This is a genomic window from Lentzea sp. NPDC051208 (assembly GCF_040682435.1).
Lineage (GTDB): Bacteria > Actinomycetota > Actinomycetes > Mycobacteriales > Pseudonocardiaceae > Lentzea > Lentzea kristufekii.
This window is the reverse complement of record NZ_JBFBAW010000020.1, coordinates 109,080-127,963: the sequence shown is the minus strand read 5'-3', so window position 1 is coordinate 127,963 and position 18,884 is coordinate 109,080. Positions and strand designations below refer to the sequence as shown.

The window sequence follows — 18,884 nt, the reverse complement described above, 5'->3', positions numbered from 1 at the left end:
CGTTGCTAAAAAAGACGGATTCTTTGAGCGCATTCGAGCCGCACCGGCGCGGCAGCGGCCCGGTAGGGTCGTCCGTGTGGATCTGGAGGACACCGCCGCCCGGCTCGGCGTCACCGCCGAAGAGATCAGCCGCGTGCACCGGCTCGCCGGTGACCGGCCGTCCGCCCCGCTGCCCGCCAAGGCCGACGCGCCCGCGATCCTCGACCGCCTCGGAGTACGGCCGGACGACGCCGCCGAGGTCATGGCGGGCTGGCCGGACGCCGACTCTCCACTGTGGACGCCGGAGCTGCGCTGGTTGCTGGACCGCTCGATCGCCCTGGTCCGGGCCGATCTCGGCGGCCACCAGTGGCTGCCACCCGGCCCTGCGCTGCCGCGCGACCGGGGTCCCGCCTGGCGGCACCTCTACGTGTACGCGTACCTGGCCCTGGTCGACGTCGTCACGCACTACCACCGCGAGCACGGCATCCCCGACGCCGTGTCGCGGACGACTCTCGCCGACCTGGGCCGCAACCTCGCGATCGACAGGCGGATGAACCGCGAGGGCTGGCCGGTCATGCAGAGCTGGCTGACGTTGCACACGCGCGGAGCCGTCTACGAACTCGGCCGCCTTCAACACCACCGCGGTGACACCGCGCTCTCCCTGCACATCCCCGACTCGGGCCCGCTGACCCCGCAAGCGGTCACGGCGTCACTCGACGAAGCCCGCGCGTTCTTCCCGCGCCACTTCCCCGACGAGCACTACACGGCGTTCTCCTGCGGCTCGTGGCTGCTCGACCCGCAGCTGCGGGAGTACCTGCCGGAGGACTCCAACATCGTCCGGTTCCAGCAGAGGTTCGAGCTGGAACCCCACGAGGAGCAGGAAGGGCTGGACGCCGACGTCGAGGTGCGGCGGTTCGTGTTCCGCACGCTGTCGACCCCGCTCGAACGATTGCCGCGCGACACGGTGCTCCAGCGCGCGGTCGTCGACCACCTGCGGGCAGGCCGCCACTGGCACTGGCGCCGAGGCCGGTTCCCGATCTAGCGGTTCCGGCGCCGTCCTCGCCGCGCGCATGTTGGATTTCGGTCAACACTGAAGCTACAGAGGGCATGTGGCAGCGATCGCCAGACCAAGGGGGTCGACCACGCGGACCTGGACTGCCGGGCGCACCTCACGGCGCCCGGCGAGCGCGATGGGCGACATCGCGGAGGGGGCGCGGCAGCCGCGGGTGGCAGTCGAGTTCGCCGAGAGGAAGGGATGGCGGACGCACTTCGAGACCTCGTGGTCGGGATCGCGGTCTGCGCCGGCAGTGCAGGACGCCGCCGGACGCGAGGTGACACCACCGGTGGTCACGCACGTGGCACCGGCACTGCGACGCATCGCGCTGCGCAACGGAGACGAGCAGTGGGCCGCGGCGATGCCCGGCCAGGTCGAGGCGATGTTCGGCCCGCGCGGGAAGCAGGCGGTGCTCCAGGGGGCACTGGCGGCCGCGGAACCCAGGCGGCTCGGCCTGATCTGACCGCGATTGCCCCATGGACCGCGGTCCTCGCACTCGCCACACTTGATCCGCACGGTCGCGCCACACCGCGGCCCGCCCCGAGCCACCGACACGATCGTGCCCGGCTCTGCCATCGAACGCTCTTGCAGGCACAGCCTGCGCATTTGCAACTTCCTGCCGGGAGCGACGAGTTCATCTGTTTCGGCCCACTCGACACCGATGGTCACGTAGTGTGACTAGCCGGTGACGAGAGGGGGCCGGATGTTCGGACGAGGAACGCGGAAGGTCACCGCGAGAGGCTTCGCGGACGGGGTGGCGCGGGGCATCAGCCCCGACATGACCCACCTCTACCTGATGTACCAGGTGGGCGGCACCGTGATCGTCAAGTGGGAAGCGCGCCGGGGAGATCGCAAGAAGCCGTTCCAGATCGTGGCGGACGAGGACGGCAACGCCTGCCCGCACTGCGCGGTCCTGCTCGCGATCACGAGGATCGGCGACGTGCTCCCGCTCGGCGACGACAGGGTCGAACGGGTGCGCAGCGAGTACCTGTCGGTGGTGCTGCGGCAGGGAATGCTGCCCTGTCCCGCGATCGGCAAGGCCCCGTCGCTGAGCACTCCGATGGGAGACATACCGCTGATGCTCGGCGTCGGCGCGTGGATGGCCGAATGCCATGTGGGACATGGTGATCCGAGCACGGCGGCCGACTGCGCCCGGCACCGCCGCTCATGATCTTCTCCGGCGGCGGCGACTACGAGCGCGCCTCCGAGCACTTCCGGGCCTTCGAGCTGACGGGACAGCAGTCCCGGCTCGAAGCGGCGATCAGCGGTTTCCGCGCACTGGCGCGGTCGCGGATGGACGGGGCCGTCGCGAACGGTCTCGCCATCGCGCTGTGGTCGCGCTACGAGGTGCTCGGCAGCCGGGGAGACCTGGACGAGGCCGTCGCGCTGCTGCGCGACGCGGCCGGCCGGCATCCCGGCGACACCGAACGGCTGCCGTCGTACCTGGCCAACCTCGCGGGAGCGTTGCGGCTGCGGTGGAGGGTGACGGGGTCGCGTGAGGACCTCATGGAGGCGGTCGCGGCCAGCCGTCAGGCGGTGGAGGTGACGAGTCCACAGCACCGCCGGCGTTCCGCGCGTCTGAACAACCAGGGCGACGGCCTGCTCGCCCTGCACCTGCACTTCGGCGACAGCTCCGCGCTGGACAGCGCGATCGCGCTGTTCCGCCAGGCGGTCGACGCCGCCGACTCGGGCAGCGACGACCTGGTCAACGCCAAGTCGAACCTCGCGGAGGCACTGCGGCTGCGATTTCAGTCCACAAGGGACATAGGCCTGCTCGACGAAGCCGCGGTGCTGGCCGGCTCGGTGGTGCCGCGGGCGCGGACGCGCTCACTTCGCGCCCGGTTCCAGTCCAACCTCGCACTCGTCCTGCTCGCCCGCCACAGCGCGACCGGACGGGTCCAAGACCTGCGCACCGCGACCGAGCTCGTTCACCAGGCGCTGAAGGAGAGCCCGCCCGGTCATCCCAACCGCGCGGAACGCTCCGCCGTGCTGGCGGAGTGCCGGCGGCTCGCACTGGTGTCGTCGCACCGCGGTGACATGACGCCGCACCGGCTCGCGCCCGGCACCGGCCGGGCGCCTCGCTTGCCTTTCCGGTTGCGGCGCACGGCACGCCGGCTGGCCCGTGCCACCGAGGACGCGGTGCGGTCCACGCCGCACGGACATCCCACTCGCGCCGACGCGATGCTGAAACACGGTCTCGCGCTCGCCTTCGCCGGCGACGGCGCCGCGGCACTCGCGCTGTACCGCCAGGTCGCCGGGGAACCCGGCTTCCCGCCCCGGATGCGGGTGGAGGCGGCCAGGCTGCAGGCGTACGAGATGGTGCGGGTCCAGGACTGGCAGGCGGCGCTGGACGCGTTCCGGCTGGCCGTAGAACTGTTGCCGCGCACCGCACCCAGGCACGTCACCCAGGCCGACCGGGAACGGGCGCTCACCGCGTTCGCCGGGCTCGCGTCCGACGCCGCGGCCTGCGCGATCCAGGCCGGTGATCCGCGGCTCGCCGTGGCACTGCTGGAACAGGGCCGTGGCGTGATGCTCGGGCACGCCCTCGACGCCAGGACCGAACTCACCGATCTCGCGGAGCGGCACCCCGATCTCGCGCGGCGGTTCGACGAGCTGCGGACCGCGCTCGACACCCCGGACAGCGCGTCGTTCCTCCGCGACGAGGCCGGGCTGAGCGGCGAACGCAGGCACGCCCTGATCGAGGAGTGGCACCACCTGGTCGATTCCATCCGGTCACTACCGGGTTTCGCGGGTTTCCTGCGTCCTCCCGCGGTGCAGGAGCTCGTGAACGCCGTCGGGCGCGGACCGGTGGTCGTCGTGAACGTGAGTGCGTTGCGGTGCGACGCGCTGGTGATCGCCGAGGGGGACGTCGTGCCGGTCGCCCTGCCGGAGCTGAGGCTCGACGACCTCGCGGCCCGCGCGGAGCGGTTCCGCCTCGCCCCGGCGGACGAGATCGACTCCGTCCTGTCCTGGCTGGGGCGTGTGGTCGTCGAGCGGCTGCCGCTCCCCACCGATCCGGCCCACACCGCTCCGGCACGGCTCTGGTGGATCCCGACTGGCCCGATGTCCGCGCTGCCGTTGCACGCCGCCACCGACGTGGTGGACAGGTTCGTCTCGTCCTGCGCACCGACCCTCCGGAGCCTCGTGTCGGTGTGGGAGGCGTCCGCGATCACCCGGCCGGACGACCCGTTGATCGTGGCCGTGCCGGTGGCGCCGGGCGTGCCGGACCTCCCGGCCGCGCAGGACGAGGCGGACGACATCGCGGCCCGATTCGCACGCCCGCACGTCCTCACCGCGGACCGGGCGCTGCGGCAGACGGTCCTGAAAGCGTTGTCGCGCCACCGCTGGGTGCACTTCGCCTGTCACGCCACGAGTTCCGGCATCGGCGGCGAGGGCCGGCTGGTGTTGTGGGACCACATCGAGGAACCGCTGAGCGTGAACGACATCGCGCGCCTGCGCCTGGCCCGCGCGGAGATCGCGTTCCTGTCCGCGTGCGAGACCAGCGCGGCACCACCGGAGCTGACCGACGAGTCGCTGCACATCACCGGCGCCTTCCACATGGCGGGCTTCCGGCACGTCATCGGAACCCTCTGGCCCGTCGGCGACCGCACGGCCCAGCTCGTCGCGAGCCACTACTACGACGCGCTGGCCGAGACCTCGTCACCCGCGATCGCGCTCCACACGGCCGTCCGGAAGGTGCGCGGCAGCCGCACCCCCGCACAGTGGGCTCCGTTCGTGCACGTGGGAGGTTGATCTCCGGCATCATGGTCGGCATGACCGATGACGAGTCCGATCGCGGAGTGCTCGACGTCCTGATGGGAGCGGCCGTCGGTTCGGCGCTGCTGCCGTTCGTCCAGGCGATCGTCACCAAGGGTGGTGAAGACGTCTACGCCAAGATCAAGGAGCTGCTGTCCAGGCCGGAGCGCAAGCGCACCAAGGGCGAGATCGAGAACTCGGGCACGGTCACCCTGTTCTCCGACGACACCCGCGTCGTGCTGCGGATGCCGGCGCGGATGACCTCTCAGATGACCGAGCGGATGAAGCAGGTCCGGCTCCCGCCTCGCGGTGACGAGTGGCTGCGCGTCTCCTGGGACAACGCGAAGAACCAGTGGATCGTGCGGGAGTGCGACCCCCCGGACGAGCTCACCACCGGCCGCTGACCCGCCCCTCGTGCCGGCGGCGCTACTCGCACGCCGCCGGCACGAGGCAGAGCAGTTCGCCCTGGTCATCGGTGATCTCGTAGCCGGTGAGGTGTTCGGCGTGGTGCACGGGGAGGACGAAGGCGTTGGCTCCGGTCTCCCGGTCCAGCACCACGTTCGTCCAGTTGTCCCGCCGGTGCCGCGGTCCTCTGGCCCGGATCTCCGCCGGCGCGTCACGGACGAACGAGGGTGTGCCGTCCTCGTCGTGCGGGAGCGACGCGCGCATCGCCTCTTCACCCCACAGCACGGCGTAGTCCTCGACGAGGTGGACGTCGTGGTAGCCGGGGACGTCCCAGTCCGCCGCGGCGATCCGGGAGGGCTCGGCCAGCGGGATCACGACCAGCGTGACGGTGAACCAGGACGCGTCCGGGTCCTCGCCGTCCGGGGTGTGCCGGACGGAACCCACGTGCACCGGATGGCTGCCCGGCGGCAGGGCGTGGTCGAACCCGCCCTCGGCGCGCCACGGGGTCTCCCAGGTGATCGGACCGTTCAGCACGACCAGGCCATCGGCGTGGTCGAACCACGTGGGCCTGGTCGCGACCGAGCGCGCGGGTGGGGCGGGCGCGTACCTGTCGGCCAAGCGCCACAGCAGTTCTTCCGTTTCCACGCGGTGGCGTCCTTTCCCCGGCTTCGGTGCCGCCCTGACGACCTTCGGCCGCAGCCACGCGCTCTCGATCATCTCAGCCTTGCCCGGCTGGGCTCCGCAGCGTTGACACGAGTTGGCTAATTCGCTTAGCTTATGGCTAACGACATTAGCTTCGCTTCGGAGGACGGCATGACCGAGTACCTGAACATCGACGGCGGCACCATCGCGTACGACGTGACCGGCCAGGGGCCGCTCGTCGTGCTGGCGCACGGCATCGGTGACAGCCGCCACTCCTACCGCTTCCTGGCCCCGGCGCTGGCCGCACAGGGTTACCGGGTCGCGAACGTCGACCTCCGCGGGTGCGGTGACTCGAGCCTGGACTGGAACGGCTACAGCCGCACCGACATCGCGGGCGACCTGGTCGCCGTGGTCCGCCACCTCGGCGGCCCCGCCGTGATCATCGGCCAGTCGATCAGCGGCGGCGCCGCGACGATCGCGGCCGCCACCGCACCCGACGTGATCACCGGCGTCGTCGAGCTCGCGCCGTTCACCCGCGCGCAGTCCCTCGACCTCGCAGGACTGGTGCGCGTCAAGCGTTTCCGCGCGGGTTACACCCAGCTCGCGAAGGTCATGTTCGGTGGCAGCTCGGAAGGCTGGAAGAAGTACCTCGACCTGGCAGTTCCGGCCAAGCCCGCCGACTGGGACGCCGAACTCGCCCGCATCGAGTCCAAACTGAGCGAACCCGGCCGGATGAAGGTCCTCCAGGCCATGTGCAAGACCAGCCCCGCCGACGCCGGGGCGCAGCTCGCCAACGTCCCGTGTCCGGTCCTGGTCGTCATGGGCACCGCCGACCCCGACTGGGCCGACCCGCGCGCCGAGGGCGAGAAGGTCATCGCCGACCTGCCTCGCGGCCGCGGCGAACTGGCGATCATCGAGGGAGCAGGCCACTACCCGCACGTGCAGACGCCCGACCAGGTCCTCGCACTCGCCCTGCCGTTCCTGGCCCAGACGCTGACGCGCGCCTAGCCACCACTTGACCGACGCGGCCATCCACGCGATGGATACCCGCAGTCAGAACTAGTGATTTCCGCACGGGATCCCGCGCACCAAAACTGAGGCCAGTGTTGCCGGTCATCGGAGATCGGCAGGTGCACCTCACCGGAGATGCCTGTGTCGCAACGAGCCTCACGTCCCGAGCAGCCACTGAGACGCCCCGGCGGCAGCCTCCTCACTGATCGCGAGCGATCGGCGGGACGTGCCCAAGCTCTTGTCCTGCTGCTCGCGAGCTGTCTCCCGGTGCTCGGATCGGTGCTGCTCGCTCCGGTCCTGCCGGCGATCCAGGAGGCGTTCGCCTCGACGCCGGGGGCTTCGGCGCTCGCCCCGATCGTCCTGACCGCGCCCGCCCTGGTGATCGGGCTCACCGCTCCCTTCGCGGGTCGGGTCGTGGAACGGACCGGGCGCAAGAGGCTGCTGGTCGTCGGGCTCGTCGCGTACGGGATCTTCGGCACCGCACCGCTGTGGCTGCCCACGCTGGAACTGGTCGTGGCCAGCCGCGTCCTCGTCGGAATCGCCGAGGCCGCCATCATGACGTGCTGCACCACGTTGCTCGCGGACTACTTCCACGGCCGGCAAAGGCAGCGGTACTTCGGTCTTCAGACCGTGTACACGACTGTCGCGGCCACGCTGTTCTTCGCGCTGGGCGGGCTCCTCGGAGCCCAGGGCTGGCGCACGCCGTTCTGGCTCTACGCCGCGAGTCTGCCCCTCGCGCTGATGGCGATCCGGTACCTCTGGGAGCCCGCGGACCGTCAGGATCGCACGAGCAGGGTCGCGCTCGCGTGGCGGCTGCTGGCAGCACCCATCGGCGTCACGCTGGTGGGCGGCATGGTGTTCTACACGCTGATCGTCGAGCTGCCGTACGTGCTGGGCGGTGTCGGTGTCGTTTCGTCCGCCACCATCGGCATGATCAGCGCGCTGGCCTCGCTCGCCACCGCCGCCGGCGCGTTCCTGTTCACCCCGCTGGCACATCGGGGGCCCGGGGTCACCGTGACCCTCGCGTTCCTGCTGTCCGGCATCGGCCTGGCCGTGCTCGCGTTCGCACCGAGCACTCCCCTGGTCGTCGTCGGCGCCGCCGTCACCGGTCTCGGGAACGGCCTGCTGCTGCCCGCGCTGGTCACCTGGGCGCTGGGCCGGCTCACCTTCGCGCAACGCCCCCGCGCGTCGGGGATGTGGACGGCGGCGCTGTTCATCGGGCAGTTCGTGTGCCCCCTGGTGGTTCTGGCCCTGTCCGCGGCGATCAGCGGTCTCTCCTCCGCGCTCTTGGTGATCGCCGCCCTCTCGATCCTGCTCTCCGCGGTCACCAGAGCGGTGAAGCCGACCGACGCGAAACCGGTGCTCGCCGATGGGTGACCTGATCGACCTGGTGCTGCCCAACGGGATGGTCCGCGCCGAAGCCGCGCCGGCATGGCGTTCCGCGACGAGCCGGCCGGTCACGGTGACCGCGTCACCGTTGTCCCGCAGGACGAGCCGGGTCTGCTGGACCTAGGTCCACACCGAACGGTTCGTGCCCACCGCGGACATCTCTGCCGCGCGTGGGAATCGCTTCCGATACGTGTGCGAATCGCGTGGAAACTGGGCCGGTGTCCAGGCACCGGCCCCGTTTTGTGTCAGCTGCAGAGCGATCGTGCGGCGGCGCTGCGGTGCCCGGCGAGCTGGCGATCATCGGTTACGACGACGCCGACGAAATAGCGCTCGGGCCCGATCACCACCACGAACGCCAGGTGTTCGAGCCCGAGCTGGTGGAACGCGTCGTCGTAGGGCGGTCACGGCCTGGTCCGCGGCCGGTGGCGGGCGCGCGGCAGCGGCCTGACCTCCGCTCCGGGGACCACGGTGGTGCTGACGGCGCCGATGCCCTCGACGGTGAGGGTGACGACGTCGCCGGGGCGCAGGGGATTCCGCTCGGCTCCCCTGCCCCACAGCTCGGCCAGGCAGCCGCCGTTGCCGCAGGTGCCGGAGCCGAGCACGTCACCGGGGCGCACGGCCGTGCCCCGGGACGCGTAGGCGACCATCTCCTCGAACGTCCAGCTCATGTTGGACAGCAGGTCGGAGCCCACCACGCGGCCGTTGACCTCGGCGGTCAGCGCCAGGCGCAGCAGGCCGTCGGCGTCGCGGTGGTGCTCCAGCTCGTCGGGCGTGACGAGCCACGGGCCGAGCGTCGTGGCGGTGTCCTTGCCCTTGCACGGGCCGAGGCCGACCGCCATCTCCGCGGTCTGCAGGTCGCGGGCGGACCAGTCGTTGAAGATGGTGTACCCGGCGATGTGGTCGCGGGCCTGCCCCGGCGTGAGGTCGCGGCCTTCGCGTCCGATGACGACCGCGACCTCCAGCTCGAAGTCCAGCGCCTCCGAACCGGGCGGCACGGGCACGTCGTCGTGCGGGCCGATCACGGCGTAGGGGTTGCCGAAGTAGAACGTGGGCGCGGCGTACCACTGCTCGGGCACGCCTGCCCCCGCTCGCATGCCCTCGACGTGCTCCTCGAAGGTGACGAAGTCGCGCACGTTCGGAGGCTGGAGCGGCGCGAGCAGCCGCACCTCCGACACGTGCGGCCCCGCCGGACCGGCGAGGGCGGCGGCGCCCGGCAAGTCGCCGAGCACGTCGATCAGCGAAGTGCCGAGGGGGCGCAGCCGCTCGTCGTCGTTCAGCACGCCGGCCTGCTGCCGGCCGTCGTGGAGGTAGGTGGCGAACCGCATGTCACACCGGAGGGGCGACGAAGCAGCCGCGGTCGGGGTCGTTGAAGGACTCCTTGGCCACCAGCTCGTTCATCGGGTTGGCGGTGCCCCACTGGTCGGTGACCTCGGGCTGCGAGAAGTCGTAGACGCTGGGATGCCAGGTGTCCTCGTCCAGCAGTTCGAGCTCGGTCGTGTACTCGACGGTGTTGCCGTGGGGGTCGAGGAAGTAGGAGAACGTGTTGTCGCCCGCCAGGTGGCGGCCCGGTCCCCAGATCTTGCGCACGCCGGCGCGCAGCAGGCGTCCGGTGCCGCGCATGTACTCGTCCACGCCGCGCATCTCGAACGAGATGTGGTGCAGCGCGGTGTGCGGCCCCTTGGCCAGGGCGAGGCTGTGGTGCTGCGGGTTGATGCGCATGAAGTGCATGACCTCGCCCATGTGCGGCGAGCTGAGGGTGTCCGACAGCGCGAACGAGAGATGCTGCTCGTACCAGGCCCTGGTCCGGTTCAGGTCGGGCGAGTTGAGCACCACGTGCGAGAGCCGGACCGGGATGGCCTCCTTCTCCTCGACGCGGCGGTGCTGCCGGTTCTCCACGTCGGCGGAGACCTCGACGGTGCGGCCGTCGACGTCGAAGAACCGGAAGCCGTAGCCGCCGCCGAGCGTGCCGAGCTCGTCCGGGGTGCTGATGAGCGTGACGCCGGCGGCGATGAGCTGGTCGGCGAGCGCGTCCACGTCGGCCGCGTTCTCGGCACCGAACGCGACGAGGTCCAGGCGCTTCTCGTCGGCCTTGCGCAGCCGCACCACGTACTGCTCGGGCGAGCCCTCCGCGGCCAGGAAGCTCAGACCGGAGTCGTTCGCGACCTCGGTCAGGCCCCAGACGCCGGCGTAGAACTCCCGTTGCTTGTCGTAGTCGGGCACGGCGAGGTCGACGTGCCGCAGGTGGGTGAGCAGTCGCCTGGTCACGGGGTCTCCTTCGGGTTGAGCAGTGCGGCGGCGTTGCCACCGCGGACGGCGTGGAAGTCGGGTTCGTTCAGATCAGCGGCGCGCAGCGCGGCGACCGGGTCGTCGGTGCCCATGTCGAACGGGAAGTCCGAGCCGAGCAGCACCCGGTCCGGTCCCGCGACGCGGACGAGTTCGCGCAGGACCGCGGGGTCGTGGACCAGCGAGTCGAACCACAGCCGCCGGGCGTAGTGGCTCGGCGGGTGCGCGCAGCTCCTCGCGTCGGGACGAACCCGCCACGCGTGGTCCGCGCGGCCGAGGTGGGTGGGCAGGTAGCCGCCGCCGTGCGCGGCCACGATCCGCAGGCGCGGGTGGCGGTCCAGCACGCCGGAGAAGATCAGGTGGGACAGCGCGACGGCGTTCTCCGTCGGCTGTCCGGCGCTGTTGGACAGGTACCAGCGGTCCAGGCGCTCGTCCAGGGTGCAGCCGAAGGGGTGCAGGAACACGACCGCACCGGTCTCGGCGGCCAGTTCCCAGAACGGCTCGTAGGCGGGATCGGACAACTCACGGCCGGGTGCGTGGCTGCCGATCTCCACTCCGGCCAGTCCTTCTCCCAGCGCGTGGTCGAGGGCCTGCACCGCCAGGTGCGGGTGCTGCAACGGCGCCAGCCCCAGGCCGCGCAGCCGGTCCGGCGCGTGGGCGCAGTGCTTCGCAGTGGCGGTGTTGGCGGTCTCCCACACCGTCCGGGCGAGGTCGCGGTCCGCCCAGTAGTGGTAGTGCGACGGGGAAGGGCTCACGAGTTGCACGTCCACCCCGGCACTGTCCATGGCGGACAGTCGTTGTGCGACGTCGGTCAGCAACCCGAGCCGGTCGCGGACCATCCGGCCGTTGACGGCCAGCGCGTCGGGGCCGTTGCGGCGGGCGTCGAGCTCACGGGCGGCGGCCAGCGCGGGCTCGTCGGCGACGAGCCGTTCCACCTCGGGCAGCAGGACGTGGGCGTGCACGTCCACGGTCGGGGCGGTCACGGGCGCCGCGCCAGCGTCGCCATCGTGCGGCCGATCAGTCCCGGCACGTCCGCGTCGCGCACTCCGTCGAGCAGCCACTGCCCGAGCTGGACTGAAGCGTCGACGACCGCGCGCACGCGTGGATAGCGGCGATCGCGGTACTCGGTGAGCAGGGCGTCGTCCCAAGAGTCCTGAGTGGACAGCAGTTCGGCGAGGACGAGTGCGTCCTCCAACGACATCGCGGCACCCTGGGCCAGGGTCGGCGGGCAGGCGTGCGCGGCGTCGCCGACGAGCACGACCCGGCCGCGGTGCCACGGCCCCTCCACCAGCAGGCGGTCGAACCACGTGTAGTTGACCACCGCCGCGTCGGTCAGCGCGGCCTGGATCTCCTGCCACGGCCCGCCGTAGCCCTGGGCCAGCCGCAGCATCTCCTTCGCGTGGGCCGCCGGGTCGATGGTGTCGCGGTCGCGGTTGCGTTCGACCAGGTACGCGTAGGCCGTGTCCGGGCCGGTCGGGCAGCAGCCGGCGATGAAGCAGTGCCCGCCGTAGATCATCTGGGTGTGGTCGAGGCCGGTCGGGCGAGGCACCGGAGCGCGCCAGATGGCCATGCCGGTGGGCACGGGCCGTTCCTCGACACCGATCATCGCGCGCGTCGCGGAGTTGAGGCCGTCCGCGCCGACGACCAGGTCGTAGCGACCGGTCGTGCCGTCGCTGAAGCCGACGTCCACCCCGTCACCGTCCTGGTCGAGGCTGGTGGCGGTGAGGCCGAGGCGCACCGCGGCACCGGACGCGCGGACGGCGTCGATGAGGATCTGCTGCAGACGCGGGCGTTGCATGCCGAGGGTGCCGGGCAGGTCGTCGCCGCCGATGCGGGCGGTCGGCTGCACGGTCAGCACCGCGCCGGTCGGGGCGAGGATGCCCAGTTCGTCGAACGGGAACCCGTCGCTCAGCACCTCCTCGATCACGCCGACCTCGCGCAGCACGCGCAGGGCGTTGCCCTGCAGGGTGATGCCGGATCCGGCGGTGGCGTTCCAGTCGGCTTTGGCCTCCACCAGGTCGACGGCGTGTCCGGCTCGGCGCAGCAGGACGGTCAGGGCGTTCCCGGCGGTGCCACCGCCGAGGACGAGCACGGTGCGGGTCATCAAGGCTCCTCGGTCACTTCACGGCGACGGGGTTCACCGGCGAGCCGACGGCTCCCGTGATCGGCAACGGCGCGGCGGTCAGCCAGAACTCGTGCACGCCGTCGGCGGCGCAGTCCCCGGCCAGCGCGTCCAGGTCCCACATCTCCCCCACCAGCAACCCGATGTGCGGGATGACGACCTGGTGCAGCGGCTGGAAGGCGTCGTCGAACTCGTTGGGCCGCACCTCGAAACCCCACGTGTCGGTGGCGATCGCGGCGATCTCGGTGCGGTGCAGCCACGGCGCGGTGGTGAACGACAGTCCCGGCGCCGGCCCGCCCGCGTAGTCACCCCAGCCGTCCCGCCTCGCGCGGGACAGCTGCCCGGTGCGGACGAGCACGATGTCGCCGGGGCCGACGTCGACACCGTGGGCTTCGGCGGTGGCGGCGAGGTGGGTCTCGGTGATGGCGAAGCCGTCGGGCAGTTCGCCACCACCGACGACTCGGCCGACGTCGAGCAGCACGCCGCGGCCGGCGACGTGGGCCGCCATGTGCTCGATGCCGGTGACCAGGTCACCCGCGGACGTCACGGTGGTGGCGGCGTCACGGCCGTTCCACGCCATGCCGTGGTCGAAGATGTGCCCCAGGCCGTCCCACTGGGTCGAGCACTGCAACGGCATGGAGATCACGTCGTCCGCGCCCCCGATGCCGTGCGGGAAGCCCTGCAGCCCCGCGGCCGCGTCGGTCCCGGTGTCCAGCATCGTGTGCACCGGGTTCGTGCGGCGGCGCCAGCCCTTCTGCGGGCCGTCCATGTCGAACCGTTGCGACAGCGAGAAACTCGCGCCCTTGCGGATCAGCGCGGCGGCCGCGCGGCGCCGGTCCTCGGTGAGGAAGTTCAGCGTGCCGAGGACGTCGTCGGCGCCCCACCGGCCCCAGTTGGAGCACGTCGCGGCCGCCTCGGCGATGGCGGACTCGGGATCGGCGCGGTTCATGCCCGCTCCTCGGCGACGCAGCGGGTGCGCTGGACGCCCAGCCCGGTGATGGTGCTCTCCATGACGTCGCCGTCGCGCAGCAGGCGCCCGTGGTGGATGCCGTTGCCCGCGGGGGAACCGGTGAGGACGAGATCGCCCGGCAGCAGCGTGGTGGTCTGCGAGACGTACGAGACCATGCGGGCGACGTCGAAGATCATGTCCTTTGTGGACTCGTCCTGCATGGTGTCACCGTTGAGCTTGAGAGTCAGCCGCAGGTCCGACAGTTCGGGTACGAACTCGGCCGGCACGACGTACGGGCCGAGCGGGGTGAAACCGGGCGCGTTCTTCGAGCGCAGCCAGTCGGTGCCGATCTCCCGCATGTCCTTGCGGAACACGAGATCGCGGGCCGTGAGGTCGTTGGCGATCGTGTAGCCGGCGACGTGGCGCAACGCCTCCTCGGGCGAGACGCGGTGTGCCGGAGTGCCGATCACGGCGGTCAGCTCCAGTTCCCAGTCCGGCTGCTCGCACCACGACGGCAGCACGACGTCGTCGTAGGGGCCGGTGATCGCCGACGGCAGACCGAGGAACACGTACGGCTGGTCTTCGCGCGCACGACGGTCCATCAGCTCGGCGGCGCGCGCCCGTGCCTGCTCCTCGCTCTCGGCGGAGTCCGCCGGGCGGTGCGCGACCACGAGGTCGATGACGTGCTGCCGGTAGTTGGCTCCCGACTGGAAGACCTGCCGCGGCGCGACCGGCGCGTGCACGCGCAGCCCGTCCAGCGGCTGCCACTCCTGTGCCTCGCTCGCGATGTGGCGCAACGAGGGCAGTACTTCCGGCCACCGCTCGAGGACGTCGAGCGTCGAGGCCGGCCGCCAGTCCAGGGCCCGGCCGAGGTCGGCCACGCGGTCGTCCACCACCAGACCGGGGAACGACGGGCCTGCCGTCCCGGAGAAGGTGCCGAGCGCGAACCGGACGGGTTGCGGCGGTGTTGCCATGAGGTGTCCTCCCGTGTCGTGAGGACTACTGTGGCCGCCACCAGAGGATCACGGAAATGAATGTTCTTGATGCTCTCCATCCATGCTGTGGATGACTGGAGGTGCGGTGAACCTGTCGAATCTCGACCTCAACCTGGTCGTTGCCCTGCGCGCCCTGCTGGAGGAGCGCAACGTCACCAGGGCAGGGCAGCGCATCGGCCTGACGCAGCCGGCCATGAGCGCGGCCCTGGCGCGCCTTCGCCGTCACTTCGACGACCCGCTGCTCTCCCGCGCCGGCTCGCACTACAGCCTCACCCCGCTCGGCGCCGTTCTCCGCGACCGCGCCGCCACGGCCTGCGACGTGCTGGAACGCGTGTTCACCAGCCAGGCCACGTTCGACCCCGCCACCGACACCCGCGAGTTCACGCTCGTCAGCTCCGACTACGGCGCGATGGTCCTCGGCGTCCCCCTGGCCCGCGCGCTGCACGCCGAGGCCCCCGGAGTCCACCTGACCTTCCACCAGACGTCGCCGACGTTGCTGGAGAACCTCGGCACGCTGCTGAGCACGGTGGACGGTCTCCTGCTCCCGCACGGCGTCATCGACGGCTATCCCGCGGTGGAGCTGTTCAGCGACCAGTGGGTCTGCCTGGTGGCCGACGACAACCCCGAGATCGGCGACGAACTGACCCTGGACCAGCTCGCGACCATGCCGTGGGCGGTCTACCAACGCGCCTACGACGCACCCGTGACCCGGCAGCTGAGCATGCTCGGCATCAGCCCGCACGTGGACATCTCGGTCCCCTCGTTCCACCTGCTGCCCATGCTCGTCGCCGGCACCGGACGCGTCGCGCTCGCGCAGCGGCGACTGGTCGAGCTCCTGCCGGCTCCCGGCGTCCGCGTCCTGCCCTCGCCCTTCCCCTCCGTGCCGCTCCAGGAGGCCATGTGGTGGCATCCGGTGCACGCCCAGGACGCCGGGCATGCGTGGTTGCGTGAGGTGATCAAAAAAGTCGGTCTCACCGTGGACGGCAGGAGCCGGGAAACGTGAGACAGTGGACGCCTACGCCCGCCCACGCGGTTCACACCCCGGCGGCGCGCCTTCACCCCGGAGCGGACGCCGCCTCATCCAGGCGCGTTTCACCGCTCCCGGTCAGTTCGCCCCGCTCCACGCCCATGACCGGGTACAGGAACAACCCCACGAGGGAGATCTCCCATCACCGCTTCCGCGCTCACGCCGACCGTGGCCCCCCGCACGCTCACCGACATCTACGGTCCCGACATCGCCGTCTGCGCGCGCCCCGCCCAGGAACCGACGGTGCCGTCGAGCAGACACCGCAACACCCGCGACGTCCTGTCCGCCCGTCCCCTCGCCATCGCGGCGGACACCCCCGTCATCAGCAGCGCGGGCGGCACCGAACCCAACCTCCTCGCCGCCCTCCGCGACGGCGGCCTGCCCGTCGGCACCGACCCGCGCGAGTTCCGCACCGAGGCCGAGTTCGCCACCCGCGTGACCGAAGCGCTCAGCGACGGCCTGCTCATGTCCATGGAATATCCACAGCCCACCAGCCTGTACCCGGACGAACGCTCCGTGAAGAGCGCCGAGCTCGTCGGCTACCTCAACAACAAAGCCAGCATCAGCACCTTCGTCGACCCGCGCTTCCAGGCCCGCCGGCAGATCGTCACCATCGGCGAACTGGCCGAGGCCACCCCCGCCGAGAAGTCCTGGGTCCTCAAGGCCGCCACCAACGCCGCGCACGGCGCCAGCCTCGACGTCTACCTGCACCGGGCCGGCGAGCTGGTGAACCTGCCCGCGTTCACCGACATCCTCAGCGAGGTGGTCGTCGAGGAGTACCTCGACATCCACCGCAACTGGGGCGTCCAGCTCTACGTCGCCGCCGACGGCAAGGCCCGCCTGCTCGCCGTGACCGACCAGCGCATCGACGCCGACGGCGTCTACACCGGCGGCCGCTTCGGACTCGTCATCCCCCTGCCCGCCGACCTGCTCACCGAGTGCCTGGCGATCGCCCAGCGCGCCGCCGACGTCGGCTACCGGGGCATGTGCAGCCTCGACTGCGCGCAGACCCAGGACGGCAGAATGGTCATGCTCGACCTCAACTTCCGCATCACCAGCGGGTCCATCCCGCTGCTGGCGCTGCACACCATCCGCCCCGACGCCCTGGACCGGCCGTCGGAGTCCACGAAGATCACCACCTCGGCCCCCGTCGCCGCACTGCTGGCCGCGCTGAGGCCCGCACTGCTGCGCGGAGGGCTCCTCGTCACCGGCGGCCACGACACCCGCCGCACCGACAACCCGATCAACCAGACCACGCTGCACCTGCTCGTCTTCGGTGACGATCCGGACGACGTCACCACCCGCCGCGCGGCGCTGGAGCGCATGTACGACCACTGACCGTCAGGGCAGGGTGCCGTTGCGGCGCAGGTGGTTCCGCGCGTGCTCGATGGCCTCGGGGGTGCTGGCGAACGTGCGCACCCCGTGGGTCTCCAGCTGGCGGCGGTGTTCCTCGCGCACGCCGGAGAGCAGCACGGTGACGCCCCTGTGCTCCAGCCTCTCGACGGCGTCGCGCAGGACCAGCACCCCGGTGCCGTCCATCGTGGACACGCGGGACATGCGCAGGATCACCACGGAGACCGCCGCGATCTCGGTGAGCTCCAGCAGGAAGCGGTGTGCCGCGGCGAAGAACAGCGGTCCGTCCAGGCGGTAGGCGACGATGTGCTGGGCGAGCAGTTCGTGCTCCTCCAGGGTGTGGTCGCCGGGCTCCAGCGGTTCCTCGTCGATCCGCGCCGACCTGGCGACGGCTCGCAACGCCAGCGCTCCCGCCACGACGAGGCCGACGATCACGGCGGTGACGAGGTCGAGTGCCAGTGTCGCGATCGCGGTGAGGGCGAGCACCACCGCGTCGGAACGGTTCGCGCGCATCAGGACCCGGACCGAGCCGACCTCGACCATCCGCACCGCGGTGGCGAGCAGAACACCGGCCAGCACGGCCAGCGGGATGCGGCCGACCACGGGGGCCGCGGCCAGCATGATGACGGCGAGCGTCAGGGCGTGCACCAGGGCCGCCAGCCGCGAGGTCGCACCGGACCGGACGTTGACCGCCGTCCTCGCGATCGCCGCGGTCGCGGGCACGCCGCCGAACATCGGCGTGATGACGTTCGCGATGCCCTGGCCGAAGAGCTCGCGGTCCGGGTCGTGCCGCTGGTTCACGCTCATGCCGTCGGCGACCGTCGCGGACAGCAGGCTCTCCAGGGCGGCGAGCGCGGCCACGGCGACAGCGGACGGCAGCAGCGACCACAGCGCACCCAAGTCCAGAAAGGACAGCGACGGCGCGGGGAGCAACGCGGGCAACGAGCCGATCCGGGGCACGGGAAGCGACCAGATCTCCGCCACCACCGTGCCTGCCGCGACGGCCAGCAGCGAGAAGGGGATCGCCGGTTTCCAGCGGGCGCCGACGAGCATGATCACGACGACTCCGCCCGCGAGGGCGACGGCGGGCGGAGCGGGGCCGGACCCGAACGCGCGGACGGCGTTCACCACGACGTTGTGCCCGTCCGGGGTGGGCACGCCGAGCGCCGCGGGGATCTGTTGCAGCGCGATGACCGCGGCGATCCCGAGGGTGAAGCCCTCGACCACCGGAGCGGGCACGTACCGCATGTAGCGCCCGGCTCTGGCCACCGCCAGGGCGAGGAGCAGCACGCCGGCGAGCAGGCCGACGGTCAGCACACCGCCCGGCCCGAACGCCGCGACGATCGGCACCAGCACCACGGTCATCGCGCCGGTGGGCCCGGACACCTGCAGGCTCGAGCCGCCGAAGACCGCGGCCAGGGTGCCGGCCACGATCGCGGTCGCCAGGCCCGCGGCGGCACCGAGTCCCGACGCCACCCCGAACCCCAGTGCCAGCGGCAACGCCACGACCGCGACGGTGAGACCGGCGACGACGTCCCTCGGTGTCGCGGCAGACCAGTCCGCCTTCGCCGGCAGGAACGCTCTCACGCGGAGTCCTCGCGCAACTGCGCGAGCAACTCGTTCTGCCCGACCAGCAGCTCGGTGAGGATCCTCCTCGCCGCCTTCATCAGATCGGCCACGTCCGCGCCCGCCAGCGCGTAGACCACGGTCGGCCCCTCGCGGGTCGCCGTCACGATGCCGGACCTGCGCAGCACGGCCAGCTGCGCGGAGAGGTTGGACGGCTCCACCTCGATCTCGGCGAGCAGCTCACGCACCGCCTTCGGGCCGTCCTGCAACAGTTCCAGCACCCGGATGCGCACGGGGTGGCCGAGCATCCGGAAGAACTCGGCCTTCGCCTGGTACAGCGGAACCGGCACCGC

18 protein-coding genes and 1 pseudogene are annotated in these 18,884 nt (G+C 71.5%); 10 read left to right on the top strand and 9 right to left on the bottom strand.

The window, feature by feature from the left end:
- Positions 1-76 precede the first annotated feature (76 nt).
- The 5 genes from AB0M48_RS37120 (at position 77) to AB0M48_RS37100 (ending at position 5,193) form a co-directional block, all read left to right on the top strand.
- On the top strand, positions 77-1,021 hold the full coding sequence (locus tag AB0M48_RS37120) for an acyltransferase domain-containing protein (protein WP_363851185.1): 945 nt from the start codon (positions 77-79) through the stop codon (positions 1,019-1,021).
- A gap of 148 nt (positions 1,022-1,169) precedes the next feature.
- The gene (locus tag AB0M48_RS37115) at positions 1,170-1,496 is read left to right on the top strand and encodes a hypothetical protein (protein WP_363851182.1); all 327 of its coding nucleotides are present in this window, start codon (positions 1,170-1,172) and stop codon (positions 1,494-1,496) included.
- 240 nt (positions 1,497-1,736) lie between these two features.
- Positions 1,737-2,204, top strand: coding sequence for a hypothetical protein (locus AB0M48_RS37110; RefSeq protein WP_363851180.1), 468 nt, complete (start codon positions 1,737-1,739; stop codon positions 2,202-2,204).
- The gene (locus AB0M48_RS37105; protein WP_363851177.1) at positions 2,201-4,786 is read left to right on the top strand and encodes a CHAT domain-containing protein; all 2,586 of its coding nucleotides are present in this window, start codon (positions 2,201-2,203) and stop codon (positions 4,784-4,786) included. Before AB0M48_RS37110 ends, AB0M48_RS37105 begins: the two co-directional genes overlap by 4 nt.
- 20 nt (positions 4,787-4,806) lie before the next feature.
- Entirely contained in the window at positions 4,807-5,193 is a 387-nt protein-coding gene (locus AB0M48_RS37100) for a hypothetical protein (protein ID WP_363851174.1), read from the top strand.
- Positions 5,194-5,215: 22 nt separating this feature from the next.
- On the opposite strand, the gene AB0M48_RS37095 is transcribed toward AB0M48_RS37100, so the two are convergent.
- Positions 5,216-5,839 carry a hypothetical protein gene (locus tag AB0M48_RS37095; protein ID WP_363851171.1) on the bottom strand — a complete coding sequence of 208 codons (624 nt, stop codon included), beginning with the start codon at positions 5,837-5,839 and terminating at the stop codon, positions 5,216-5,218.
- Between the two features lie 132 nt (positions 5,840-5,971).
- On the opposite strand from AB0M48_RS37095, the gene AB0M48_RS37090 reads away from it, so the two are divergent.
- The 3 genes and pseudogenes from AB0M48_RS37090 to AB0M48_RS37080 all read left to right on the top strand — a co-directional run.
- The gene (locus tag AB0M48_RS37090) at positions 5,972-6,844 is read left to right on the top strand and encodes an alpha/beta hydrolase (RefSeq protein WP_363851167.1); all 873 of its coding nucleotides are present in this window, start codon (positions 5,972-5,974) and stop codon (positions 6,842-6,844) included.
- Positions 6,845-7,021: 177 nt separating this feature from the next.
- Positions 7,022-8,224, top strand: coding sequence for an MFS transporter (locus tag AB0M48_RS37085; protein WP_363851254.1), 1,203 nt, complete (start codon positions 7,022-7,024; stop codon positions 8,222-8,224).
- Between the two features lie 39 nt (positions 8,225-8,263).
- Positions 8,264-8,359, top strand: a pseudogene (locus AB0M48_RS37080) (oxidoreductase); the annotation flags it as partial.
- 278 nt (positions 8,360-8,637) lie between these two features.
- Here AB0M48_RS37080 and AB0M48_RS37075 read toward each other — a convergent pair.
- Genes AB0M48_RS37075 through AB0M48_RS37050 form a run of 6 tightly spaced genes read right to left on the bottom strand, consistent with a single transcriptional unit; the run spans position 8,638 to position 14,564 of the window.
- Positions 8,638-9,561 (bottom strand): fumarylacetoacetate hydrolase family protein, encoded by a 924-nt coding sequence (locus AB0M48_RS37075; protein ID WP_363851164.1) that lies wholly within the window; start codon positions 9,559-9,561, stop codon positions 8,638-8,640.
- Position 9,562: 1 nt separating this feature from the next.
- Positions 9,563-10,501, bottom strand: coding sequence for a VOC family protein (locus AB0M48_RS37070; protein ID WP_363851161.1), 939 nt, complete (start codon positions 10,499-10,501; stop codon positions 9,563-9,565).
- The gene (locus tag AB0M48_RS37065; RefSeq protein WP_363851158.1) at positions 10,498-11,502 is read right to left on the bottom strand and encodes an amidohydrolase family protein; all 1,005 of its coding nucleotides are present in this window, start codon (positions 11,500-11,502) and stop codon (positions 10,498-10,500) included. Before AB0M48_RS37065 ends, AB0M48_RS37070 begins: the two co-directional genes overlap by 4 nt.
- Positions 11,499-12,623: an FAD-dependent oxidoreductase gene (locus AB0M48_RS37060; RefSeq protein WP_363851155.1), complete on the bottom strand. Its 1,125-nt coding sequence runs from the start codon at positions 12,621-12,623 to the stop codon at positions 11,499-11,501. The genes AB0M48_RS37065 and AB0M48_RS37060 overlap by 4 nt, the downstream gene beginning before the upstream one ends.
- A 13-nt stretch (positions 12,624-12,636) precedes the next feature.
- Positions 12,637-13,590: a cyclase family protein gene (locus AB0M48_RS37055; protein WP_363851152.1), complete on the bottom strand. Its 954-nt coding sequence runs from the start codon at positions 13,588-13,590 to the stop codon at positions 12,637-12,639.
- Positions 13,587-14,564, bottom strand: coding sequence for a fumarylacetoacetate hydrolase family protein (locus tag AB0M48_RS37050; protein WP_363851149.1), 978 nt, complete (start codon positions 14,562-14,564; stop codon positions 13,587-13,589). Before AB0M48_RS37050 ends, AB0M48_RS37055 begins: the two co-directional genes overlap by 4 nt.
- Positions 14,565-14,670: 106 nt before the next feature.
- Between AB0M48_RS37050 and AB0M48_RS37045 the strand changes: the two genes are divergently transcribed.
- Entirely contained in the window at positions 14,671-15,588 is a 918-nt protein-coding gene (locus AB0M48_RS37045; protein ID WP_363851146.1) for a LysR family transcriptional regulator, read from the top strand.
- 192 nt (positions 15,589-15,780) lie between these two features.
- Positions 15,781-16,950: a hypothetical protein gene (locus AB0M48_RS37040; RefSeq protein WP_363851143.1), complete on the top strand. Its 1,170-nt coding sequence runs from the start codon at positions 15,781-15,783 to the stop codon at positions 16,948-16,950.
- Between the two features lie 3 nt (positions 16,951-16,953).
- Here the strand turns inward: AB0M48_RS37040 and AB0M48_RS37035 are convergent, their stop codons facing one another.
- The gene (locus AB0M48_RS37035) at positions 16,954-18,552 is read right to left on the bottom strand and encodes a SulP family inorganic anion transporter (protein WP_363851140.1); all 1,599 of its coding nucleotides are present in this window, start codon (positions 18,550-18,552) and stop codon (positions 16,954-16,956) included.
- A complete protein-coding gene (locus AB0M48_RS37030; protein WP_363851137.1) occupies positions 18,549-18,881 on the bottom strand; it encodes a metalloregulator ArsR/SmtB family transcription factor in 333 nt (110 codons plus the stop codon). Before AB0M48_RS37030 ends, AB0M48_RS37035 begins: the two co-directional genes overlap by 4 nt.
- Between the last annotated feature and the right edge of the window lie 3 nt (positions 18,882-18,884).

What these genes read in the sequence shown, in the direction of transcription:
- AB0M48_RS37115 (WP_363851182.1), top strand. Translation starts at nt 1,170, where the DNA reads ATGGGCGACATCGCGGAGGGGGCGCGGCAGCCGCGGGTGGCAGTCGAG.
- AB0M48_RS37110 (WP_363851180.1), top strand. Translation starts at nt 1,737, where the DNA reads ATGTTCGGACGAGGAACGCGGAAGGTCACCGCGAGAGGCTTCGCGGAC.
- AB0M48_RS37105 (WP_363851177.1), top strand. Translation starts at nt 2,201, where the DNA reads ATGATCTTCTCCGGCGGCGGCGACTACGAGCGCGCCTCCGAGCACTTC.
- AB0M48_RS37100 (WP_363851174.1), top strand. Translation starts at nt 4,807, where the DNA reads ATGACCGATGACGAGTCCGATCGCGGAGTGCTCGACGTCCTGATGGGA.
- AB0M48_RS37090 (WP_363851167.1), top strand. Translation starts at nt 5,972, where the DNA reads ATGGCTAACGACATTAGCTTCGCTTCGGAGGACGGCATGACCGAGTAC.
- AB0M48_RS37075 (WP_363851164.1), bottom strand. Translation starts at nt 9,561, where the DNA reads ATGCGGTTCGCCACCTACCTCCACGACGGCCGGCAGCAGGCCGGCGTG.
- AB0M48_RS37060 (WP_363851155.1), bottom strand. Translation starts at nt 12,623, where the DNA reads ATGACCCGCACCGTGCTCGTCCTCGGCGGTGGCACCGCCGGGAACGCC.
- AB0M48_RS37055 (WP_363851152.1), bottom strand. Translation starts at nt 13,590, where the DNA reads ATGAACCGCGCCGATCCCGAGTCCGCCATCGCCGAGGCGGCCGCGACG.
- AB0M48_RS37050 (WP_363851149.1), bottom strand. Translation starts at nt 14,564, where the DNA reads ATGGCAACACCGCCGCAACCCGTCCGGTTCGCGCTCGGCACCTTCTCC.